The following is an 18,926-nucleotide window of genomic DNA, read 5'->3' on the forward strand; positions in this document are numbered from 1 at the left end:
GATTTTAATTTATATTTTGAATTTAGTTTTTACTTGTAGAGTAATCTTTGTCAAAGTTTTATACTTTGACAAAGATGAAACTAATTTTATCGCTTCTAAATTTCTCCAAATTTATCTTTATAGCGCTCTAATTCGTTTTCGGTAATATTGAGAAGTTTTTCTAACAACTGTATTTTGTCTTCGTAAAGCTCTTTTAACTCAGATGAATTATCTGCATTAATTAAAATACTTCCGTTGTTATTTCCTGTTATCTTATTGAAATTGTTAAAGTATTTATCGTAATCAAAACTAATAATATCTTCTACACTAACGTCTAAAATTCTTCCAATTTCAACCAGTTTTTCATAACTCAGAGACGTTTTTCCTTTTTCAATTTTGCTATAACCTGCCTGTGTTACGCCTAATCTTTCTGCCATATACTCTTGAGTGTAATTTTTTAACTCTCTAATATTTTTTATTTTGTTTTTAATCGTTGCGGCCATAATTTCGTAATTTGGGGTCCGTATAGTTAAAACAGCCCGCCGTTAAATTCAATAACGGCATAACTATACTTATTTTTGGTATTCTAAAGCTACTTCATAATTAACAATATATGACTTAGCGTTTCGTTAATTTTTTCTTTTTTGTTATAAAATAACCATAAATCAAAGCTACCATTATGACTACTAAATCATAATGGGAAATATCAAATACAAACATTCTATTTAATTTAAGCTGTTTTTTGAATATTTCTTTCGAACTGAAGATCTAAATAGTAGTCTATTTGTTTTCCAACTAAAACACGATCTTTTGATTCAATTTTGGTTTTTATTTCTTTTTGATAAATATCTTTCACAAAAATGAAATACACAAATTCTGTCGGATCACTAAATCTAACAGTTATGATAAGCGTGTAGCATAAAAGCGCCGGAATGATATAATATAAATCCATTATATCAGAAAATATCATACAATAATAAGTTACCGCTGTTACGACGGCAAAAGCTGTATTTTCAAGAAAATATTTTTTTCTTTTTTTCAGCAGTCCAATTTCTTTAATTTCGTCAAAATCGTACTGCCAATTTTTAGATTTATAAGAAAATCTAATCTTGTTGGGTAAAATAGTTAAGGGCATATAATTTGTAGGTAAAAAAGATTTAAGCTTTTAGTAAAAATCAATATCTAAAAATTCTTTAGGGGGAAAAATTCTTAGATACGCAATATTAAGCATTAACTTATTTTTTTTCTTACAATAAAAATTATAGAATATAACTATTGGTTGTAATTAAATCTTTAATAAACGATTACGCTTATAAAGTTTCCTTATTTAGGATATTTTTTGGGCGTTTCCTACGGCCGGGCTATCCGCTTGTATCTTTTTATTTTTAAAGAAAAAATAAAAAGGATACCGCTTCTATCCCTAACGCGAACCTGATACGAAGTAACCTTTTTTCTTAATTTCAATGAATTTCTTCCAGTTTTAACTGTAAGTGAGCAAATTTATATAAATAAAAGGCTTTAGCCAAACTTATTATTTAGCTAAAGCCTTCTGAAAATCAAATAAAAAAACCTCCAGTTAAAACTGGAGGCAACTCTTTTTTATTAAACTCCTATTAAAATTGTATCAGATCCTTGAAAATAATCTATAATTTCCTTTAAATTATCTTCATTTTTTTGATGAACATCTTCAATCTGTCCAGGATAAAAATCAATCCATCTATTATGATCTCTGTACAATTGCTGACCTTCATTCAGATCAGCATTTCTTCTTTCTTCTGATCGAATAAAAACGGTCTTAATTTGTAAATTATTCTTAGCGAATAAAGAATTACAGACCTTAAAATCTTCAACATTATAAGCCGCATTTCCAATCAAAATATCACCCTCCAACTTTTTAATTTCTTTCACCAAATTTTCATACTTCTTAATTCTCTCTCCAGTGTAAGAATCAAAATTGTATTTTTCATTAATTTCATGAATATTAATTTTACAAAAATCCACTAAATCATCAAATACACTTTCATTTACAGGTAAATTAACTGTTAAACAAATAATCTTCTGATCACTCGATTGATTTTCACGAGTCCTAAAAAAATCTAATATTTTCATTAATAAAAAAAATGGTTTTAAAAATTGCCTCCAGAATCAATGTTCCCCATATCCAATATCATCCATTTTTCCGCTAAAAACGCGATATTGAATAATAAAATAAATAATGACCAGAAACAAAGCCACAAAAAACCAGCTTAATCCAGCGTTTAATCCATATTCGTGAGCAGCAGTATTATAAATCGTTAATGACGGATTCACTTTATTGGTTGAAGGCAAAACATTTGGAAATATTGAAACTGCTGTTGAAGCAAATCCTCCCACTAAAAATAAGGTTGAAAAAATAAAACCATGGCCATCTTTTTTAAACGAACGAACTTTAAACAATCCTAAAATTCCAACAAAAGTCATTAAAGGAAAAAACCATAAAATCGGATTTTCAACAAAATTATGAAACGGTTTTGGCTCAATAAAATGCCAAATTTGAAGTGAAATACAAACTAAAACCAGCAAAACAATATTCAAAGCAAAAACAACTTTTTTCAATTTCGGATTCAAAGCAGAATTTGTTTTATAAATAATCCAGTTTGCGCCGTGAATAGTCAGCGCTACTACACTAACAATTCCTAAGAAAAGCGTAAACCAATCGATAATTCCCAATTCATTTGCTTGCGGACTAAAAGTTGGATTCCATAAAGGCAAAAAGAAATAATGTGGTTCTTGTGTAGAAACTCCGTTTTGTACCATTCCGAGATTTACTCCTCGAACAATATTTCCAAGAGCAATTCCGAAAAACAAAGCCAAAAGCAGACTTGCGATTCCGAAAACTTTATCCCAAATGCTTTCCCACATATGATTATGCACTTGTCCGCGCATTTCCAATCCGATCGCACGGAAAATCAAAAGCCATAAGATCATTATTAAAGGCAAATAAAATCCGCTAAAAGAAGAAGCATATAAAGTTGGAAAAGCGAAAAATAAAACTCCGCCAGCCGCAATCAGCCAAACTTCATTGGCATCCCAAAACGGACCAATAGCGTTAGTAATTGCTTTTTTATCTTTTTCTGTGTCGGCAAAAAATAAATGAATAATTCCTGCACCAAAATCATAGCCGTCTAAAACCAGATAAACAGCCAGAATTCCCATTAAAACTACGTACCAAAAAAATTCCATACTTATATTTTTTCTGTTGAAAGTTCCACATTGTGCGGTCCTTTATTGATAATTTTTCCAATTAAAAGCAAAAACAACATTCCGAGCAAAAGGTATAAACCAATAAAACCTAACAATGTAAATAAGGTGTTTCCGGAAGAAACCGTTGGCGAAGCTCCAGCTGAAGTTCGCAATAAATTGTAAACCAACCAAGGCTGTCTTCCTAATTCTGCTGTGTACCAACCTGTTGTATTTGCAATATATGGAAACGGCATCATGAACATTAACGACCACAAAATCCATTTGGTTTCAAAAAGTTTTCCTCTTAGTAATTGAAAAAGTGAAATAACCATTAAGCCAATAAAAACGGTTCCGAGTCCAACCATAATATGATAGGCGTAATACAAACCAGAGATATTAGTTGGATGGAGATCTTCTTCAAACTGATCTAAACCTTTAATTTCCTGATCCCAATTTCCGTAAGTCAAGAAACTCAGAATGTTTGGAACAGCAATTTTATTATCTAGTTTTTTGTCTTTTACGTCGGGCTGACCAATCAAAACAATTTCTGAACCTTTCTTTTCGGTATGAAAAATTCCCTCCATTGCAGCAAAAGTTACGGGTTGATATTTGACAACATTTTTAGCTGCTAAATCTCCCGTTGGAACTGCAACTACAATACTCGAAATCAATCCGAAAATTACACCTGTTTTAAGGAATAATTTTCCGAAAGAAACATTCTTTTTGCTTAAAATATAAAAAGCTCCAATTCCAGCAACTACAAAAGAACTTGTTACTAAAGAAGCCGCTTGATTGTGCAAATAAGAAGGCCAAAGCCACGGATTTAAAAATAAAGCTTGAAAATTAGTCAATACAAATTTTCCGTTTTCTAAAATTTCATAACCAACCGGATTTTGCATCCAAGAATGAGTGGCAATGATTAAAAATCCGCTCGCCCAAGAACCAATCATAATTAATAATCCGGTTACAAAATGCCATTTATGTCCGAGCAGTTTTTCTCCAAATAAAAAAATTCCTAAGAAAGAAGATTCGAGAAAGAAAGAAAACATTCCTTCCATTGCGAGGGTTTGTCCGATGATTCCGCCTGTTAATTCGGAAAATTTCGCCCAGTTGGTTCCGAATTGAAACTCCATCGGAATTCCGGTTACAACGCCCATCGCAAAATTGAGAGCGAAGATTTTCATCCAAAAATGGGTGGCGTGATTGTATGTTTCTTCTTTAGTTTTGAGGTATTTCCACTTGAAGTAAACAATGATCAAGGAAAGACCCATTGTAAGTTGTGGAAAAAGATAATGAAAAGTGATCGTGAAGGCAAATTGCATTCGATCATAAAAGAGCATTTCTTCCATAATGGTAATTTGTTTATGAAGTTCCACAAATTTAACCATTAGAACCCGAATTAACGTCCTTTAAAAAAAGTTTATCGCTTGATATTTGTTAAACTTTTCAACAATTTAAAAGAGTAGAAATGACACTTATGTGCTTAAGCAACTTTGTCAAAGTTTCAAACTTTGACAAAGTTTTTATGCTCGAAACATTATTCTTTCTTCAAAATCCCTTTTTCAACGCTTTCATTAATCAAACCTTCAGCGTAATTCCATATCGATTTTGAACCGGTTTTAATGACGCTTTTCTTTTCATAGACTTTATCGTACTTCACTCCAAACTCTTTCCATGTTCCGCCGTTGTTAGAAGTGTTTTGCAATAAAGGCTCTAATCTGTCCATCGATCTTGCAAATTTGGCTTCGTTGGTTTCTCCAGCTTCAAATTCTTCCCAAATTGAAATTAATTCATCCGCTTGATTTTTAGGCAACAAGCCAAAAATCCTATTTGCTGCCAAACGCTCTTCATCTGTATTATCATGACTTTTTATGGTATCATAAATAAAAACATCGCCAGCGTCAATTTCTACTATATCATGAATCAAAACCATTTTTACGACTTTCAAAACATCAATCGGTTCGTTTGAATGCTCTGCTAAAACAATTGCCATTAATGCCAAATGCCAACTGTGTTCTGCGTCATTTTCGCAACGGTCGCTGTTAAACAATTTCGTTTTGCGTTGAATGTATTTTACTTTATCAATTTCTTTTATAAAAGCAATTTGATCTAATAAGTCTTTCGTGTTCATTTTTTTTTGTTTTGAAATGACATTCGTCATATGCAAAATTAAAGCTTAAAGCGTAATTGCTCAACTTAAAATTAATTTATCTCAACAGAATATGACAAACTCCACATTTTTTTACACAAAAACCTAATTTCTGTAACATAAGTCACCTATTTTTTTAAAAAACAAAGTTACCTTTGTAACCCATCATTTTACAATACCTATCATGAAAATAGAGCAAATTTACACCGGATGCCTTGCGCAAGGTGCATACTATATCACCTCAAATGGCGAAGCGGCCATTATTGATCCGCTTAGAGAAACGCAACCTTACTTAGATCGTTTAGAACGTGACGGAGTAAAGTTGAAATATATTTTTGAAACACATTTTCACGCCGATTTCGTTTCTGGACACGTCGATTTAAGCAAAGAAACTGGAGCGCCAATCGTTTACGGACCAAATGCTGCTTGTGAGTTTGACTGTATTTCTGCAAAAGACGGACAAGAATTTAAACTTGGAAAAGTAACTATAAAAGTTTTGCACACGCCAGGACATACTATGGAAAGCACTACTTTTTTATTAATTGACGAAAACGGAAAAGATCACGCGATTTTCTCTGGAGACACTTTATTTATTGGAGATGTTGGTCGTCCTGATTTAGCTCAAAAAGCAGCGGGAATGACGCAAGATCAGTTGGCTGGAATTTTATTTCATTCTTTAAGAGATAAAATCATGACTTTGGCTGATGATGTAATCGTTTATCCGGCTCACGGTGCAGGAAGTGCTTGTGGAAAAAACATGAGCAAAGAAACCGTTTCTACAATTGGAAACCAGAAAGCAACCAATTACGCTCTTCGCGCAGATATGACCGAAGAAGAATTTATTAAAGAAGTTACAGACGGATTATTGCCTCCTCCAGCCTATTTCAGCATGAATGTCGCTATGAATAAACAAGGTTACGAAAGCTTTGAAACTGTTTTACACAACGGAATGAAAGCCATAAATGTAACCGAATTCGAAGCCGTTGCTGAAGAAACTGGCGCTTTGATTTTAGATACAAGAAGCGCGGCCGATTTTAGTAAAGCATTTATTCCGCAATCTATTAATATTGGTATTAATGGCGATTTTGCTCCTTGGGTTGGAACTTTAATTGCTAATGTAAAACAACCAATCATTTTGGTTACTACAGTTGGATTGGAAGAAGAAACCGTAACACGTTTAAGCCGAGTTGGTTTCGATACGATTATCGGACATTTGGAAGGCGGTTTTGAAGCTTGGCAAAAAGCAGGTTTCGAAACAGATTCTGTAAAACGAATTACAGCCGAACAATTTGCTAATGAAGTTGATATTCAAAAAGACAAAATAATCGACATTCGTAAAGAAACCGAATACGAAGCTGAGCATATAGAAGACGCTTACAGCAAACCTTTAGCTTATATTAATGACTGGGTAAAAGACATTAATCCGAATGAGCATTTTTATCTGCATTGCGCAGGAGGTTACAGAAGTATGATTGCCGCTTCAATTTTACAAGCACGCGGATTTAGAAATTTCTCTGAAGTTGAAGGCGGTTTTGGAGCGATTTCTAAAACAAATGTTCCAAAATCGGATTTTGTTTGTCAAAGCAAAACATTAAAAGCATAATTTTTTCACCATTAAGATATTAAGTTAATTAAGTTGAAAAGCTTAATTTTTCTTAGCCCAACTTTGAAAAGTTTCATAAAGCCAGATTGGCTTAATTTTCTTAATATCTTAATGGTTTAAAATAAAAAAAAAAATAAATTTTAAAAGTAAATGAGTATACTTGAAATTATAAGAGAACCATGGCCTTGGTATGTTGCGGGTCCATTAATTGGATTAACAGTTCCAATTTTATTAATTATCGGAAATAAATCTTTCGGGATTAGTTCTTCGTTACGTCATATTTGTGCGGCGTGTATTCCTGCAAATATTTCGTTTTTTAAATACGATTGGAAAAAAGAAAGCTGGAATTTATTCTTCGTTCTCGGAATATTTCTAGGCGGTTTTATTGCTGCTTATTTATTATCAAATCCAAATCCTGTTGAAATAGCTCCTGAATTGTCAGAGAAATTAGCCACTTACGGAATAACAGATCACACAGGTTTAGTGCCTTCACAATTATTTTCTTGGGAAAGTTTATTAACACTCCGTGGATTTATCATGATTGTAGTTGGCGGATTCTTAGTTGGTTTCGGAACTCGTTACGCGGGCGGATGCACAAGCGGACACGCAATTATGGGATTATCAAATTTACAATGGCCTTCTTTAGTGGCAACAATCTGTTTTATGATTGGCGGTTTTGTAATGGCACTTTTGATTTTACCTTATATTCTTTCACTTTAAAATTTGAAAAATGAATTTAGAAAATAAAAATATTGACGGAGAAGGAATAAACGCAAGCCAGAAAAAAGAAACTGCATTAGGAAATTTTAAATATCTAATTGTTGGAATCTTTTTCGGAATTGTATTCGTAAAAGCAGAAATCATTAGTTGGTTTCGTATTCAGGAAATGTTTAATTTGGAATCATTTCACATGTATGGTGTAATCGGCTGCGCTGTAGCGGCTGGGTTAATATCTGTGCAATTGATTAAGAAATTCAATATTAAAACCTTGCAAGGCGAAAAAATTGAAATTCAACCAAAGACTTTCAATAAAGGACAAATCTACGGCGGATTACTATTTGGTTTCGGCTGGGCAATTACTGGCGCTTGTCCAGGACCACTTTTTGCTCAAATTGGTACGGGAGCAACTGTTATTGTAGTTACACTTCTAAGTGCAATTGCGGGAACTTGGGTTTATGGTTTGATAAAAGATAAACTGCCTCATTAATTCTTTATAAAAATTAAAAAATGAATTCTAAAGAACAGCTCGTATTAAGAAAAGCAGTTATTTCTGAAGTTCCAGTAATTTGGGAAATCCTGCAAGATGCCATTGAACAGAGACGATTAGACGGAAGTACACAATGGCAAGACGGTTATCCGAACGAACTTACTGTTAAAAATGATATCGAAAAGGGTTGCGGTCACGTACTAACAGAAAATGAATCTATTTTGTGTTATGCTGCTATTATGTTCGACAGAGATCCTGCTTACGAAAACATCGAAGGCAAATGGCTGACTGATGGCGATTATACTGTTGTACACCGCGTCGCAGTTTCAAAACTAGCAAAAGGAAAAGGGATTGCAACAAAACTATTTGAAAAGATTGAAGGTTTATCTACAGATAATAATATTTATAGCATAAAAGTAGACACCAATTTTGATAATGTCCCGATGCTTAAAATTTTAGAAAAATTGAAATATACTTTTTGTGGCGAAGTCTATTTAAGAGGCTCCGCAAGAAAAGCATTTGAAAAACAATTAACTTAAAAAGAAAAAGTTAGCAACAATAAAAACCCGACAGTTTATAAAAATCTGTCGGGTTTATTTTTATATTTTCTAATCAACTTGAAACAAAATAAAATCAGAAAATTTTTCTTCATCAATTTTTAATTTGCTTTTGTTAAGTTTGCTTTAAACAAAAAGTCCCGTAAAAATATGAATCGTTCAGAGCAATTATTAAAGCTACAAAATATCGAAAATTGGGACGTAATAATAATTGGCGGTGGAGCAAGCGGACTCGGAACTGCTATTGACGCTGCGAGCCGAGGTTATAAAACAATCTTATTTGAAGCTGTCGATTTTGCAAAAGGAACTTCAAGCCGAAGCACAAAACTGGTTCATGGCGGAGTACGCTATTTGGCACAAGGCGATGTACATTTGGTTAGAGAAGCATTAAAAGAAAGAGGTTTACTGGCACAAAATGCAAATCATTTGGTAAAAAATCAATCGTTCGTTATTCCAAATTACCATTGGATTAGTGCCTACTTTTATACAATCGGATTAAAATTTTACGATCTTTTATCTGGCGGTTTGAGTTTAGGAAGTTCTAAATATCTTTCTAAAAAGAAAACTATAGAAATGCTTCCAAACGTCGAAGAAGAAGGTTTGGTAAATGGCGTTATTTATCACGACGGTCAGTTTGATGATTCGCGTCTAGCGATTAATCTTGCACAGACTGCTGTAGAAAATGGAGCTTGTGTTTTGAATTATTCTAAAATTATCAATTTATTAAAAGATGATAAAAACCAAATAATTGGTGTTCAAGTAACTGATCAAGAAACTGGTTTGAATTATAATGTAAAAGGTTCTGTAGTTGTAAATGCAACAGGAGTTTTTACAAATGCCATAATGAAATTAAATGATACTGTTTACAAAAAATATATTGTTCCAAGTCAAGGAATTCATTTAGTATGCGACAAATCATTTTTACCTGGAGAACATGCATTGATGATTCCGAAAACCAAAGATGGCAGAGTTTTATTTGCTGTTCCTTGGCATAATCATATTGTTGTGGGCACAACCGATACTTTAATAAAAAAGCAAAGTTTAGAACCAATTGCATTAGAAAGCGAAATTCAATTTGTCTTGGAAACTGCACAACGTTTTTTAGCAAAAAAACCTACCCGAGCCGACGTATTATCTGTTTTTGCAGGTTTACGTCCGTTGGCAGCGCCTAAAGAAGAAGGAAAAAGCACTAAAGAAGTTTCGAGAAGTCATAAAATCATTGTCTCTGAAACTGGTTTAATAACCATTACTGGTGGAAAATGGACAACTTATAGAAAAATGGCAGAAGAAATAATTGATAAAGCAATTCTAAAAGGACAACTTCCAAAAAAACCTTGTGTTACGGAACATTTATCTATTCACGGAAATAAACCAACAAATAATCTTGATCGTGAAAATCACTTATATATATATGGTAGTGATATTTCAAAAATTCTGCAATTACAGGAAAACGAACCAGAATTAAAAGAGAAACTGCATCCAAATTATGAATTCAAAATGGCTGAAGTTGTTTGGGCAATTCGTTACGAAATGGCAAGAACCGTTGATGATATTTTAGCAAGACGCGTTCGTTTGCTTTTTTTAGATGCCAGAGCTGCGATTGAAGTTTCAGAAAAAACAGCACGATTGCTAGCCAAAGAACTTGGTCGTAACGAAGATTGGATTGCTAAAGAAGTTTCAAATTTTACCACAATTGCCAAAGGTTTTCTTCTTTCTGAATTTCAATAAACATCAAATTTGACTGATCTTAAGCTATTTAAGTTAATAGCTTTTCAAACTGTCTTACAAAAGTCTTTTTTCAAGCTTTTTTCGATTCGTCAGCTTTTTTCAGTTTTAAATTTAAGTTAAACATCAAAATATCAATACTTTAAAAAGCAAAAATACGTTACTTTTATAATAACAAAAATTCAGATTGTACGCATGAACATTCAGAAGTTTATCAATTAACAAAATTTTAACATGACACTTGTATATACAAATATTAAAAGTTTTACATTTGTATATACAAATTATACACTTACGACTATGACAATTGAAGAGGTTATTAAGAGTACAGTTAAGATGGATAATGCGAAAAAAGTTATTCTGAATATCATGTACACACAAAATGTGATTCAGGATCATTTTAACGAGTTGATAAAACCGTATGATCTTTCTGGAGAACAATACAATGTGCTGCGTATATTAAGAGGACAAAAAGGAAATCCTGTTAATATGTGTGTGATACAAGAACGTATGTTAGCTAAAACGAGTAATACAACCCGATTAGTTGATAAATTATTATTGAAAGAATTCGTTACAAGAAATGTCTGCCCTGATAATAGAAGAAAAATCGAAGTTTTGATTACACAAAAAGGACTAGACGTTTTAAAAGAATTAGATCCGAAAGTAGATGCACACGAACGCGCATTTGCCGAGAATATAAGTCCAGAAGAATTAGAATTATTAAACAAATTATTAGAAAAATACCGAACTCAACAAAATTAATATTATGAGCACAATTTTAGAAAATCTTAATTGGAGATATGCAACAAAAAGATTTGATGCAACAAAAAAAATCTCTGATGCTGATTTAAATACTTTGAAAGAAGCTGTAAGATTAGCCGCTTCTTCATACGGATTGCAACCATTTAAAGTAGTAATTGTAGAAAATCCAGAAATTAGAGAAAAATTAAAAGCTGCGGCTTACGGACAAACTCAAATTACTGATGCTTCTCAATTATTTATTTTCGCAAACGACTTAAACGCAGGACCAGAATCTGTGGCAGCTTATATCAAAAACATTAGCGAAACAAGAGGTGTTCCTACTGAAGCTTTAGGCGGTTTTGAAGATATGATGAACAATGTAATTTCAAATTTATCTCAAGAAAATAAAAACATCTGGACGGCAAAACAAACTTACATTGCTTTAGGAACTTTATTGGCAGCTGCAGCAGAATTAAAAATCGATGCTACTCCAATGGAAGGTTTTAATCCATCTCAATTCAACGAAATTTTAGGTTTCGATAAATTAGGTTTAAACGCTTCAGTTATTGCAACTGTAGGTTACAGACATGATGAGGACGACGCTCAGCATTACAAAAAAGTTAGAAAATCTCAAGAAGAATTATTTATCACACTATAATTATTTATTAATCAAATTCAAATTTTACAACATGAAAAATTTAAAAACAATTGCAATAGCATTATTCGTAGCAGCAGCTGGTATCTCAGTAAACGCTCAAACTAAAAAAATCGACGTAAAAGCGTCTACTATCAAATGGGTTGGTAAAAAAGTAACTGGAGAGCACTCTGGAACTGTAAACTTCAAAGACGGAGCTGTAGTTTTAAAAGGAAACAAATTAGTTGGTGGTAGCTTTACTGTTGACATGACTTCATTAACTTCTACAGATTTAACAGGAGAATACCAAGGAAAATTAAACGGTCACTTAAAAGCTGACGATTTCTTCGGAACTGATAAATTCCCAACTTCAAAATTAGTTATCAAAAAAATCGGTGCTAAATCTGCTGATGTTTACACTGCAACTGCAGACTTAACTATCAAAGGAATTACTAACCCAGTTACTTTTGATATTACTGTAAAAGGAAATACTGCTACAACTGCTTTCAAAGTTGACAGAACTAAATACGGTATCAAATACAACTCTGGTAACTTCTTCGAAAACTTAGGAGACAAAACTATCAATGACGATTTCGAATTGGCTGTAGCTTTAAAATTCTAATTTCATAGCCTTACTAATTCAAAATATAATAAACCCCGACATTATTTAAATGTCGGGGTTTACTTTTTACAAAAACTTTTCACAAGCTTAACATTCTTAATACTAAGCTAACGCATTCGTAATAAACATCAGGACTTTGATTAACATAGGGCTTCTACTTTTGGGACAATTAAAAAAATCAAAAACTAGAAATCCAAATCATAGTTATGAAAACAAAATTACACATTGCTCTTATTATCTTCACAATCAGCTTTTTCGCACACGCTCAACAACAACCAAAAGGAATCATTGGTACAAATAACTGGATGAACAATTGGACCAATTTTAATCCTGCAAAAACAGAATACAACGAAGCAACAAATATTATTGCTGGAACAATAGATAAAGACACTAGATTAGTAAAACGAAATACTTATCAATTAGTTGGTGTAGTTTATGTTACCAATAATGCCGTTTTAACTATCGAACCTGGAACAGTTATTCGTGGAGACGATAAAACATGTGGAACTCTTGTAATTACGAATGGAGCTAAAATTCTTGCCGAAGGTTTAGAAACTGATCCTATCGTATTTACTTCGAATAAAGAAAAAACTATCAGAAAACCTGGAGATTGGGGCGGAATTATTGTCTTAGGAAAAGCTCCAATAAATTCTCTAGGCGGCGTTCATACTTTACCTTTTGATTTAGAAGCAAACTTAAATCATTACGGAGGTCAAGATGCAGAAGACAATTCGGGAATTTTAAAATATGTTCGAATTGAATATGCGGGAAGAAAATTAAGTTCTACAAAAGAATTAAATGGTCTTTCTTTGGCTGGTGTTGGTAGAAAAACACAATTAAGCAACATTCAAATAAGTTTTTCGAATGATGATTCTTTCGAATGTTATGGAGGCGATTTGAATATGACTAATTTAATTTCGTACAGAACTACAGATGATGATTTTGATTTTACTCAAGGAGCTCAAATTAATATTTCTAACAGTATTGCAGTTCGCCATCCTTTTTCATCAGATATTTCAGGATCAAGATGTTTTGAAGTAGATTCGTATGAGAAAGTCGCAACAACAGATATGACTAAAAAAATGACTAAAATAAATGCTAACAATATTACTTTAGTTAATTTAGAAGAAAACAATCAAGGTTTGGTTAGAGAATCTATTTTTGTGAGAGAAAATACATTTTTCAATTTAAGCAACAGTATTGTTTCTGGTTTTGCGCCTTTCGTTTTATTAGAAGGAGCTATTGGAAATGGAGATGTAAATCTTTCTAAAATGAGTTTTAAAAACACAATTGTAAACAATTGCAATGGCGGAATTACAAGCGAATCTGCAAGTAGCAATGATTCAATTCAGAATTATTACAATCCAAATTCTGGTTTAGAATACACAAAAATGAAAAACACAGAATTGTTTGCAACGCCTAACATAAAAGGAAACCCAGATTTTAGAGCTAGCACAAACAATACAATAGCAATTGGAAATTAAGCTTTTACAGCAATCTTAGTATTTAAAATTTAACAAATTTTCAGTTTTAGAAAAGTTTTTTTTTAATTTTTATATACTACAATTCAAATTACATTTATATCTTTGTCTCAACAAAAACAAATATGAGAACATTATTAAACAATTCTTGGTGGTGGAACAATTTACGTCAGACGTCGTGAACAAAGCTTCCTATGGTATTGTAAAACTATAAATATAAAAGGCTTGTCATCACGACAAGCCTTTTTTTTTGGTCCAAATTGAAATTAAAAAATTAACGAAACAACATAAAACTAAATATTTTGAAACCTTTTATTCTTAATACGCATTACAAACAAATTCTTGCAGATACGGTTACTCCTGTTAGTATTTACTTTAAAATCAGAGATAAATTCCCGAACAGCTTATTACTGGAAAGTAGTGATTATCACGGAAATGACAACAGTTTTTCTTATATCTGCTGCAACCCTATTGCTACTATAAAAATCGAAAATGAAGTTATCTCAAAAACTTTTCCAGACGGAACTTCAGAAAAAACAAATATTGATGCTACAACAAACATTCCGCAAGTAATTCAGGAATTTTCAAGTCAGTTTCAATCAGAAAAGAATGATTTCAAATTCATCAATAATGGTTTATTCGGATACATTTCTTATGATGCTGTTCGTTACTTCGAAAAAGTTTCAATTGCAAAAAAAGATAATGCAACTTCGATTCCAGATGTTTTTTATGCTGTTTATCAAAACATTATTGCAATTAACCATTTTAAAAATGAAGCTTACATTTTCTGCCATAGCGTTGACGGAAAAAACAATATCGCAGAAATTGAACAATTGCTTCAATCTAGAAATATTGCTTCTTATAAATTCTCTAAAGAAGGTGAAGGTTTCTCTAATTTAACTGATGAAGAGTTTAAGCAAAATGTAGCTCTTGCAAAAAAACACTGTTATAGAGGCGATGTTTTCCAATTGGTTCTTTCACGTCGTTTTACACAAGGTTTTAAAGGTGATGAATTTAATGTTTATAGAGCTTTAAGAAGTATAAATCCTTCTCCGTATTTATTCTTTTTTGATTATGGAGATTTCAAAATATTTGGTTCTTCGCCAGAAGCACAAATTATTGTAAAAGACAGAAAAGCAGAAATTCATCCGATTGCAGGAACTTTCAAAAGAACTGGAAATGATGAGCAAGATGCGCTCTTAGCCAAAGAACTTTCTGAAGATAAAAAAGAAAATAGCGAACACGTTATGCTTGTTGACTTAGCAAGAAATGATTTGAGCAGAAATGGTCACGATGTAAATGTGGAAAAATATAGAGAAGTGCAGTTTTTCTCTCACGTAATTCATCTAGTTTCTAAAGTTACGGGACATTTGCATGATAAAGCTACGACAATGCAAGTTGTTGCAGATACTTTTCCTGCAGGAACTTTAAGCGGTGCGCCAAAACACAGAGCGATGCAATTAATTGAAGATTGCGAAAAAACAAATCGTAATTTTTACGGCGGCGCAATTGGTTTCATGGATTTTAACGGAAATTTTAATCACGCCATTATGATTCGAACTTTCCTTTCTAAAAATCATCAATTGCATTGTCAAGCTGGAGCCGGAATTGTTGCAAGCTCAGATGAAGAAAGCGAAATGCAGGAAGTTTACAATAAACTAAGAGCTTTAAACACAGCTTTGGAAATTGCAGAAAAAATATAAGTTTTTTTTGTTTCAGGTTTCAGGTTTCAAGTTATTGAAACGCAAAGCAAACCTGAAACTTGAAACTTGAAACCTGAAACAATAAACTAACAAATCTTAAAACCCATGAAAAAAGTAGTTTCAATTTTAATTTTAATCATTACCATTACGTCATGCAATTCAGAAAAGAAGAATCCAATTGAAGGAACCTGGCGTCTTATATCAGCAGAAACAACCGAAAAAGATTCTACTTTTTCAACTTTCAATAAAAATGCTAAAATGATTAAAATTATAAACGAAACTCATTTTGCTTTTTTAAATCATGATTTGAAAAACGGAAAAGATTCAACAACAGCATTATATTTTGCAGGAGGCGGAAAATATACTTTAAAAGATAGTATTTACACTGAAAATCTAGAATATTTTAATAACCGCAACTGGGAAAACAACAAATTCGAATTTGTAGTAAAAGTTCAAAACGACACCTTAATTCAAAAAGGAATCGAAAAAGTAGAAAAATTAGGCGTAGATCATATTATAATTGAGAAATACGTTCGAGAGAAATAAGAAAATTTTGTTTCAGGTTTTCTTTGTTTCAGGTTTCAAGTTGTTGGAACGTGAAACTTGAAACCTGAAACGTGAAAAAAACAAGACAATGAAAAAAATACTAGTTATAGACAATTACGATAGTTTCACTTACAATTTAGTGCACTATTTAGAAGATTTAAACTGCGAAGTTACCGTTTACAGAAACGACGAATTCGATATCGATGAAATTGCTTCGTTTGATAAAATTTTACTTTCGCCAGGACCTGGAATTCCAGATGAAGCAGGTTTGCTAAAAGCCGTAATCGAAAAATACAGTCCGACAAAAAGCATTCTTGGCGTTTGTTTAGGACAACAAGCAATTGGAGAAGTTTTTGGCGGAACACTTTCTAACCTTGATAAGGTTTATCACGGTGTTGCCACAAATGTAAAAACCGTTGTAGATGACGAAATTCTTTTTGAAGGTTTAGGAAAAGAATTTGAAGTTGGACGTTATCATTCTTGGGTTGTAGACACCAATCTTCCAGACGAACTTGAAGCAACTTCATTTGACGAAAACGGACAAGTAATGTCTTTAAGACACAGAAATTATGACGTTAGAGGCGTTCAGTTTCACCCAGAAAGTGTCTTAACTCCAAACGGAAAAAAAATGTTAGAGAATTGGATTAAGAGTTAGTGATCGGTGATCAGAATTTTAGTATTCAGTCACAGTTTACAGTCAGAGTAAAAAACTCACGACCTTAGAATCTCAGCAACTTAGAACCTTAAAAAAAATGAAAACTATATTAAACAAATTAATCAATCACGAAGTTCTTTCTAAAGAAGAAGCAAAACAAGTATTGATTAATATTTCAAGCGGTCAATACAATCCGAGTCAGATTTCGGCATTTTTGACTGTATTTATGATGCGAAGCATTACAATTGATGAACTTTCGGGATTTCGCGAAGCTTTATTAGAATTATGTATTCGTGTCGATTTATCTGCCTATAACACTATCGATTTATGCGGAACGGGTGGCGATGGAAAAGATACTTTCAATATTTCTACTTTGGCTTCTTTTGTTTCAGCTGGAGCTGGAATTAAAGTTGCAAAACACGGAAATTACGGAGTTTCATCAATTTCTGGATCAAGCAACGTGATGGAAAAAATGGGAATTAAATTCAGTAACGATCCTTCTTTTTTAGAAAAATGTATTGATCAGGCTGGAATCTGCGTTTTACATGCTCCTCTATTTCACCCAGCGATGAAAAATGTCGGACCAATTAGAAAGGAATTGGCGGTAAAAACCTTCTTTAATATGTTGGGACCAATGGTAAATCCTTCATTTCCGCAAAATCAATTAGTTGGGGTTTTCAACTTAGAGTTGGCAAGAATGTATGCTTATTTATACCAAAATACAGATACTAATTTTACGATTTTACATTCGCTTGACGGATATGATGAAATTTCGTTAACAGGCGCAACCAAAACAATTTCAAACCATATGGAAGGAATGCTAAAACCAGAAGATTTTGGCGTTCGTCTTTTATCTCAAACTGAAATTGAAGGCGGAAAAACTATCGAAGAATCGGCAGAAATCTTTACTAATATTATTTCTGGAAAAGGAAACGAAGCGCAAAACAATGTAGTTTGTGCTAATGCTGCAATGGCAATCGCAACGGTTACAAAATGTTCTCCAAAAGAAGGTTTTAAATTAGCAAAAGAAAGTCTACTGTCTGGAAAAGGACATCAGGCGTTACAGAAATTACAAGAACTTAGCAGGTAAATAAATTGTTTAAAGTTTCAGGTTTAAAGTTTCAAGTTGTTGGAGCGAACCTGAAACTTGAAACTTGAAACAACATAAAAATGAATATCCTAGATAAAATAATAATAGACAAAAAAAGAGAAGTCATTCTAAAGAAATCAATCATTCCGGTTTCTCAATTGGAAGCTTTTGTATTTTTTGGAAAACAGACTATTTCTCTTAGTCAGAAATTGAAAGAAAGTAATTCTGGAATTATCGCAGAACACAAACGCCGTTCTCCTTCAAAATCAATTATCAATAATAATTTTACTGTTGAAGAAGTAGTAAAAGGATATGAAAATGCGGGCGCTTGCGGAATTTCTGTTTTAACAGACGGAAAATATTTTGGTGGATCTTTAGACGATTTACTTTTGGCAAGAGCTTCAGTAAATATTCCGCTTTTGCGAAAAGAATTTATTGTTGATGAATATCAGATTTTGGAAGCAAAAGCACACGGAGCGGATTTAATTTTGTTAATCGCAGCTGTTTTAACCCGCGAAGAAATTAAATCTTTATCTGAATTTGCTAAAAATCTAGGCTTAGAAGTTTTGTTAGAAGTTCACAATCAAGAAGAATTAGAAAAATCGATTATGCCAACTTTAGATATGATTGGCGTGAATAACAGAAATTTAAAAACATTCGAAGTTAGTTTAGATTTCAGTAAAGAATTAGCATCGCAAATTCCAGACGATTTTGTAAAAGTTTCAGAAAGCGGTATTTCGTCAATTGAAGCCATTCAAGAATTAAAACCTTATGGTTACAAAGGTTTCTTAATTGGAGAAAACTTCATGAAAACTGATAACGCTGGACAAGCTGCAACGGAATTCATTAGTAAACTATAATTTAAGTTCGCCACAAATTACACCAATTAACACGAATTTAATTAGTGGAAATTCGTGTAATTCGTGGCGAAAAATCAACACAAAGCTTTGCGAACTTTTTCGCATTTTAAACATATTACAAAAGAAAAATCTTAGCGCACTTTGCGTTAAAA

20 protein-coding genes are annotated in these 18,926 nt (G+C 32.5%); 14 read left to right on the top strand and 6 right to left on the bottom strand.

The genetic code is table 11. The features are described 5' to 3' along the window. Nucleotides 1-95: 95 nt before the first annotated feature. From NYQ10_RS21625 to NYQ10_RS21650, 6 genes are all read right to left on the bottom strand, one after another. On the bottom strand, nucleotides 96-482 hold the full coding sequence (locus NYQ10_RS21625; RefSeq protein ID WP_184160094.1) for a helix-turn-helix transcriptional regulator: 387 nt from the start codon (nucleotides 480-482) through the stop codon (nucleotides 96-98). 227 nt (nucleotides 483-709) lie between these two features. Continuing rightward, on the bottom strand, nucleotides 710-1,114 hold the full coding sequence (locus tag NYQ10_RS21630) for a hypothetical protein (protein WP_289878197.1): 405 nt from the start codon (nucleotides 1,112-1,114) through the stop codon (nucleotides 710-712). Nucleotides 1,115-1,581: 467 nt separating this feature from the next. Next, nucleotides 1,582-2,088 (bottom strand): hypothetical protein, encoded by a 507-nt coding sequence (locus tag NYQ10_RS21635; protein ID WP_289878198.1) that lies wholly within the window; start codon nucleotides 2,086-2,088, stop codon nucleotides 1,582-1,584. A gap of 36 nt (nucleotides 2,089-2,124) precedes the next feature. Then, entirely contained in the window at nucleotides 2,125-3,201 is a 1,077-nt protein-coding gene (cydB, locus tag NYQ10_RS21640) for a cytochrome d ubiquinol oxidase subunit II (protein ID WP_289878199.1), read from the bottom strand. Between the two features lie 2 nt (nucleotides 3,202-3,203). Continuing rightward, nucleotides 3,204-4,550 carry a cytochrome ubiquinol oxidase subunit I gene (locus tag NYQ10_RS21645; protein ID WP_289881063.1) on the bottom strand — a complete coding sequence of 449 codons (1,347 nt, stop codon included), beginning with the start codon at nucleotides 4,548-4,550 and terminating at the stop codon, nucleotides 3,204-3,206. Between the two features lie 188 nt (nucleotides 4,551-4,738). Beyond that, on the bottom strand, nucleotides 4,739-5,332 hold the full coding sequence (locus NYQ10_RS21650) for an HD domain-containing protein (RefSeq protein ID WP_289878200.1): 594 nt from the start codon (nucleotides 5,330-5,332) through the stop codon (nucleotides 4,739-4,741). A gap of 202 nt (nucleotides 5,333-5,534) precedes the next feature. Between NYQ10_RS21650 and NYQ10_RS21655 the strand changes: the two genes are divergently transcribed. The 14 genes from NYQ10_RS21655 to trpC all read left to right on the top strand — a co-directional run bounded on the left by NYQ10_RS21655 (nucleotide 5,535) and on the right by trpC (nucleotide 18,774). Further along, entirely contained in the window at nucleotides 5,535-6,953 is a 1,419-nt protein-coding gene (locus NYQ10_RS21655; RefSeq protein WP_289878201.1) for an MBL fold metallo-hydrolase, read from the top strand. A gap of 150 nt (nucleotides 6,954-7,103) precedes the next feature. Beyond that, nucleotides 7,104-7,673 carry a YeeE/YedE family protein gene (locus NYQ10_RS21660; protein ID WP_436836299.1) on the top strand — a complete coding sequence of 190 codons (570 nt, stop codon included), beginning with the start codon at nucleotides 7,104-7,106 and terminating at the stop codon, nucleotides 7,671-7,673. A gap of 10 nt (nucleotides 7,674-7,683) precedes the next feature. After that, nucleotides 7,684-8,160 carry a DUF6691 family protein gene (locus NYQ10_RS21665; protein ID WP_289878202.1) on the top strand — a complete coding sequence of 159 codons (477 nt, stop codon included), beginning with the start codon at nucleotides 7,684-7,686 and terminating at the stop codon, nucleotides 8,158-8,160. Between the two features lie 20 nt (nucleotides 8,161-8,180). Then, entirely contained in the window at nucleotides 8,181-8,699 is a 519-nt protein-coding gene (locus NYQ10_RS21670) for a GNAT family N-acetyltransferase (protein WP_289878203.1), read from the top strand. A gap of 168 nt (nucleotides 8,700-8,867) precedes the next feature. Beyond that, complete coding sequence (locus tag NYQ10_RS21675; RefSeq protein WP_289878204.1) at nucleotides 8,868-10,445, top strand: glycerol-3-phosphate dehydrogenase/oxidase; 1,578 nt, start codon at nucleotides 8,868-8,870, stop codon at nucleotides 10,443-10,445. Between the two features lie 297 nt (nucleotides 10,446-10,742). After that, entirely contained in the window at nucleotides 10,743-11,204 is a 462-nt protein-coding gene (locus NYQ10_RS21680) for a MarR family winged helix-turn-helix transcriptional regulator (RefSeq protein ID WP_289881066.1), read from the top strand. Between the two features lie 4 nt (nucleotides 11,205-11,208). Further along, entirely contained in the window at nucleotides 11,209-11,841 is a 633-nt protein-coding gene (locus NYQ10_RS21685) for an NAD(P)H-dependent oxidoreductase (RefSeq protein WP_289878205.1), read from the top strand. Nucleotides 11,842-11,872: 31 nt separating this feature from the next. Next, nucleotides 11,873-12,439: a YceI family protein gene (locus NYQ10_RS21690; RefSeq protein WP_289878206.1), complete on the top strand. Its 567-nt coding sequence runs from the start codon at nucleotides 11,873-11,875 to the stop codon at nucleotides 12,437-12,439. 206 nt (nucleotides 12,440-12,645) lie between these two features. Then, nucleotides 12,646-13,923 carry a hypothetical protein gene (locus NYQ10_RS21695; RefSeq protein WP_289878208.1) on the top strand — a complete coding sequence of 426 codons (1,278 nt, stop codon included), beginning with the start codon at nucleotides 12,646-12,648 and terminating at the stop codon, nucleotides 13,921-13,923. A 299-nt stretch (nucleotides 13,924-14,222) separates the two neighbouring features. Further along, nucleotides 14,223-15,623 carry an anthranilate synthase component I family protein gene (locus NYQ10_RS21700; RefSeq protein WP_289878210.1) on the top strand — a complete coding sequence of 467 codons (1,401 nt, stop codon included), beginning with the start codon at nucleotides 14,223-14,225 and terminating at the stop codon, nucleotides 15,621-15,623. Nucleotides 15,624-15,728: 105 nt separating this feature from the next. Next, nucleotides 15,729-16,169: a hypothetical protein gene (locus NYQ10_RS21705; RefSeq protein ID WP_289878211.1), complete on the top strand. Its 441-nt coding sequence runs from the start codon at nucleotides 15,729-15,731 to the stop codon at nucleotides 16,167-16,169. A gap of 88 nt (nucleotides 16,170-16,257) precedes the next feature. Beyond that, a complete protein-coding gene (locus NYQ10_RS21710; protein WP_276172553.1) occupies nucleotides 16,258-16,824 on the top strand; it encodes an anthranilate synthase component II in 567 nt (188 codons plus the stop codon). A gap of 97 nt (nucleotides 16,825-16,921) precedes the next feature. After that, nucleotides 16,922-17,914 (top strand): anthranilate phosphoribosyltransferase, encoded by a 993-nt coding sequence (trpD, locus tag NYQ10_RS21715; protein ID WP_289878212.1) that lies wholly within the window; start codon nucleotides 16,922-16,924, stop codon nucleotides 17,912-17,914. A gap of 80 nt (nucleotides 17,915-17,994) precedes the next feature. Then, nucleotides 17,995-18,774: an indole-3-glycerol phosphate synthase TrpC gene (gene trpC, locus NYQ10_RS21720; protein WP_289878213.1), complete on the top strand. Its 780-nt coding sequence runs from the start codon at nucleotides 17,995-17,997 to the stop codon at nucleotides 18,772-18,774. Nucleotides 18,775-18,926 lie beyond the last annotated feature (152 nt).

The sequence above is a fragment of the Flavobacterium johnsoniae genome (assembly GCF_030388325.1).
Taxonomy (GTDB): Bacteria; Bacteroidota; Bacteroidia; order Flavobacteriales; family Flavobacteriaceae; genus Flavobacterium; species Flavobacterium johnsoniae_C.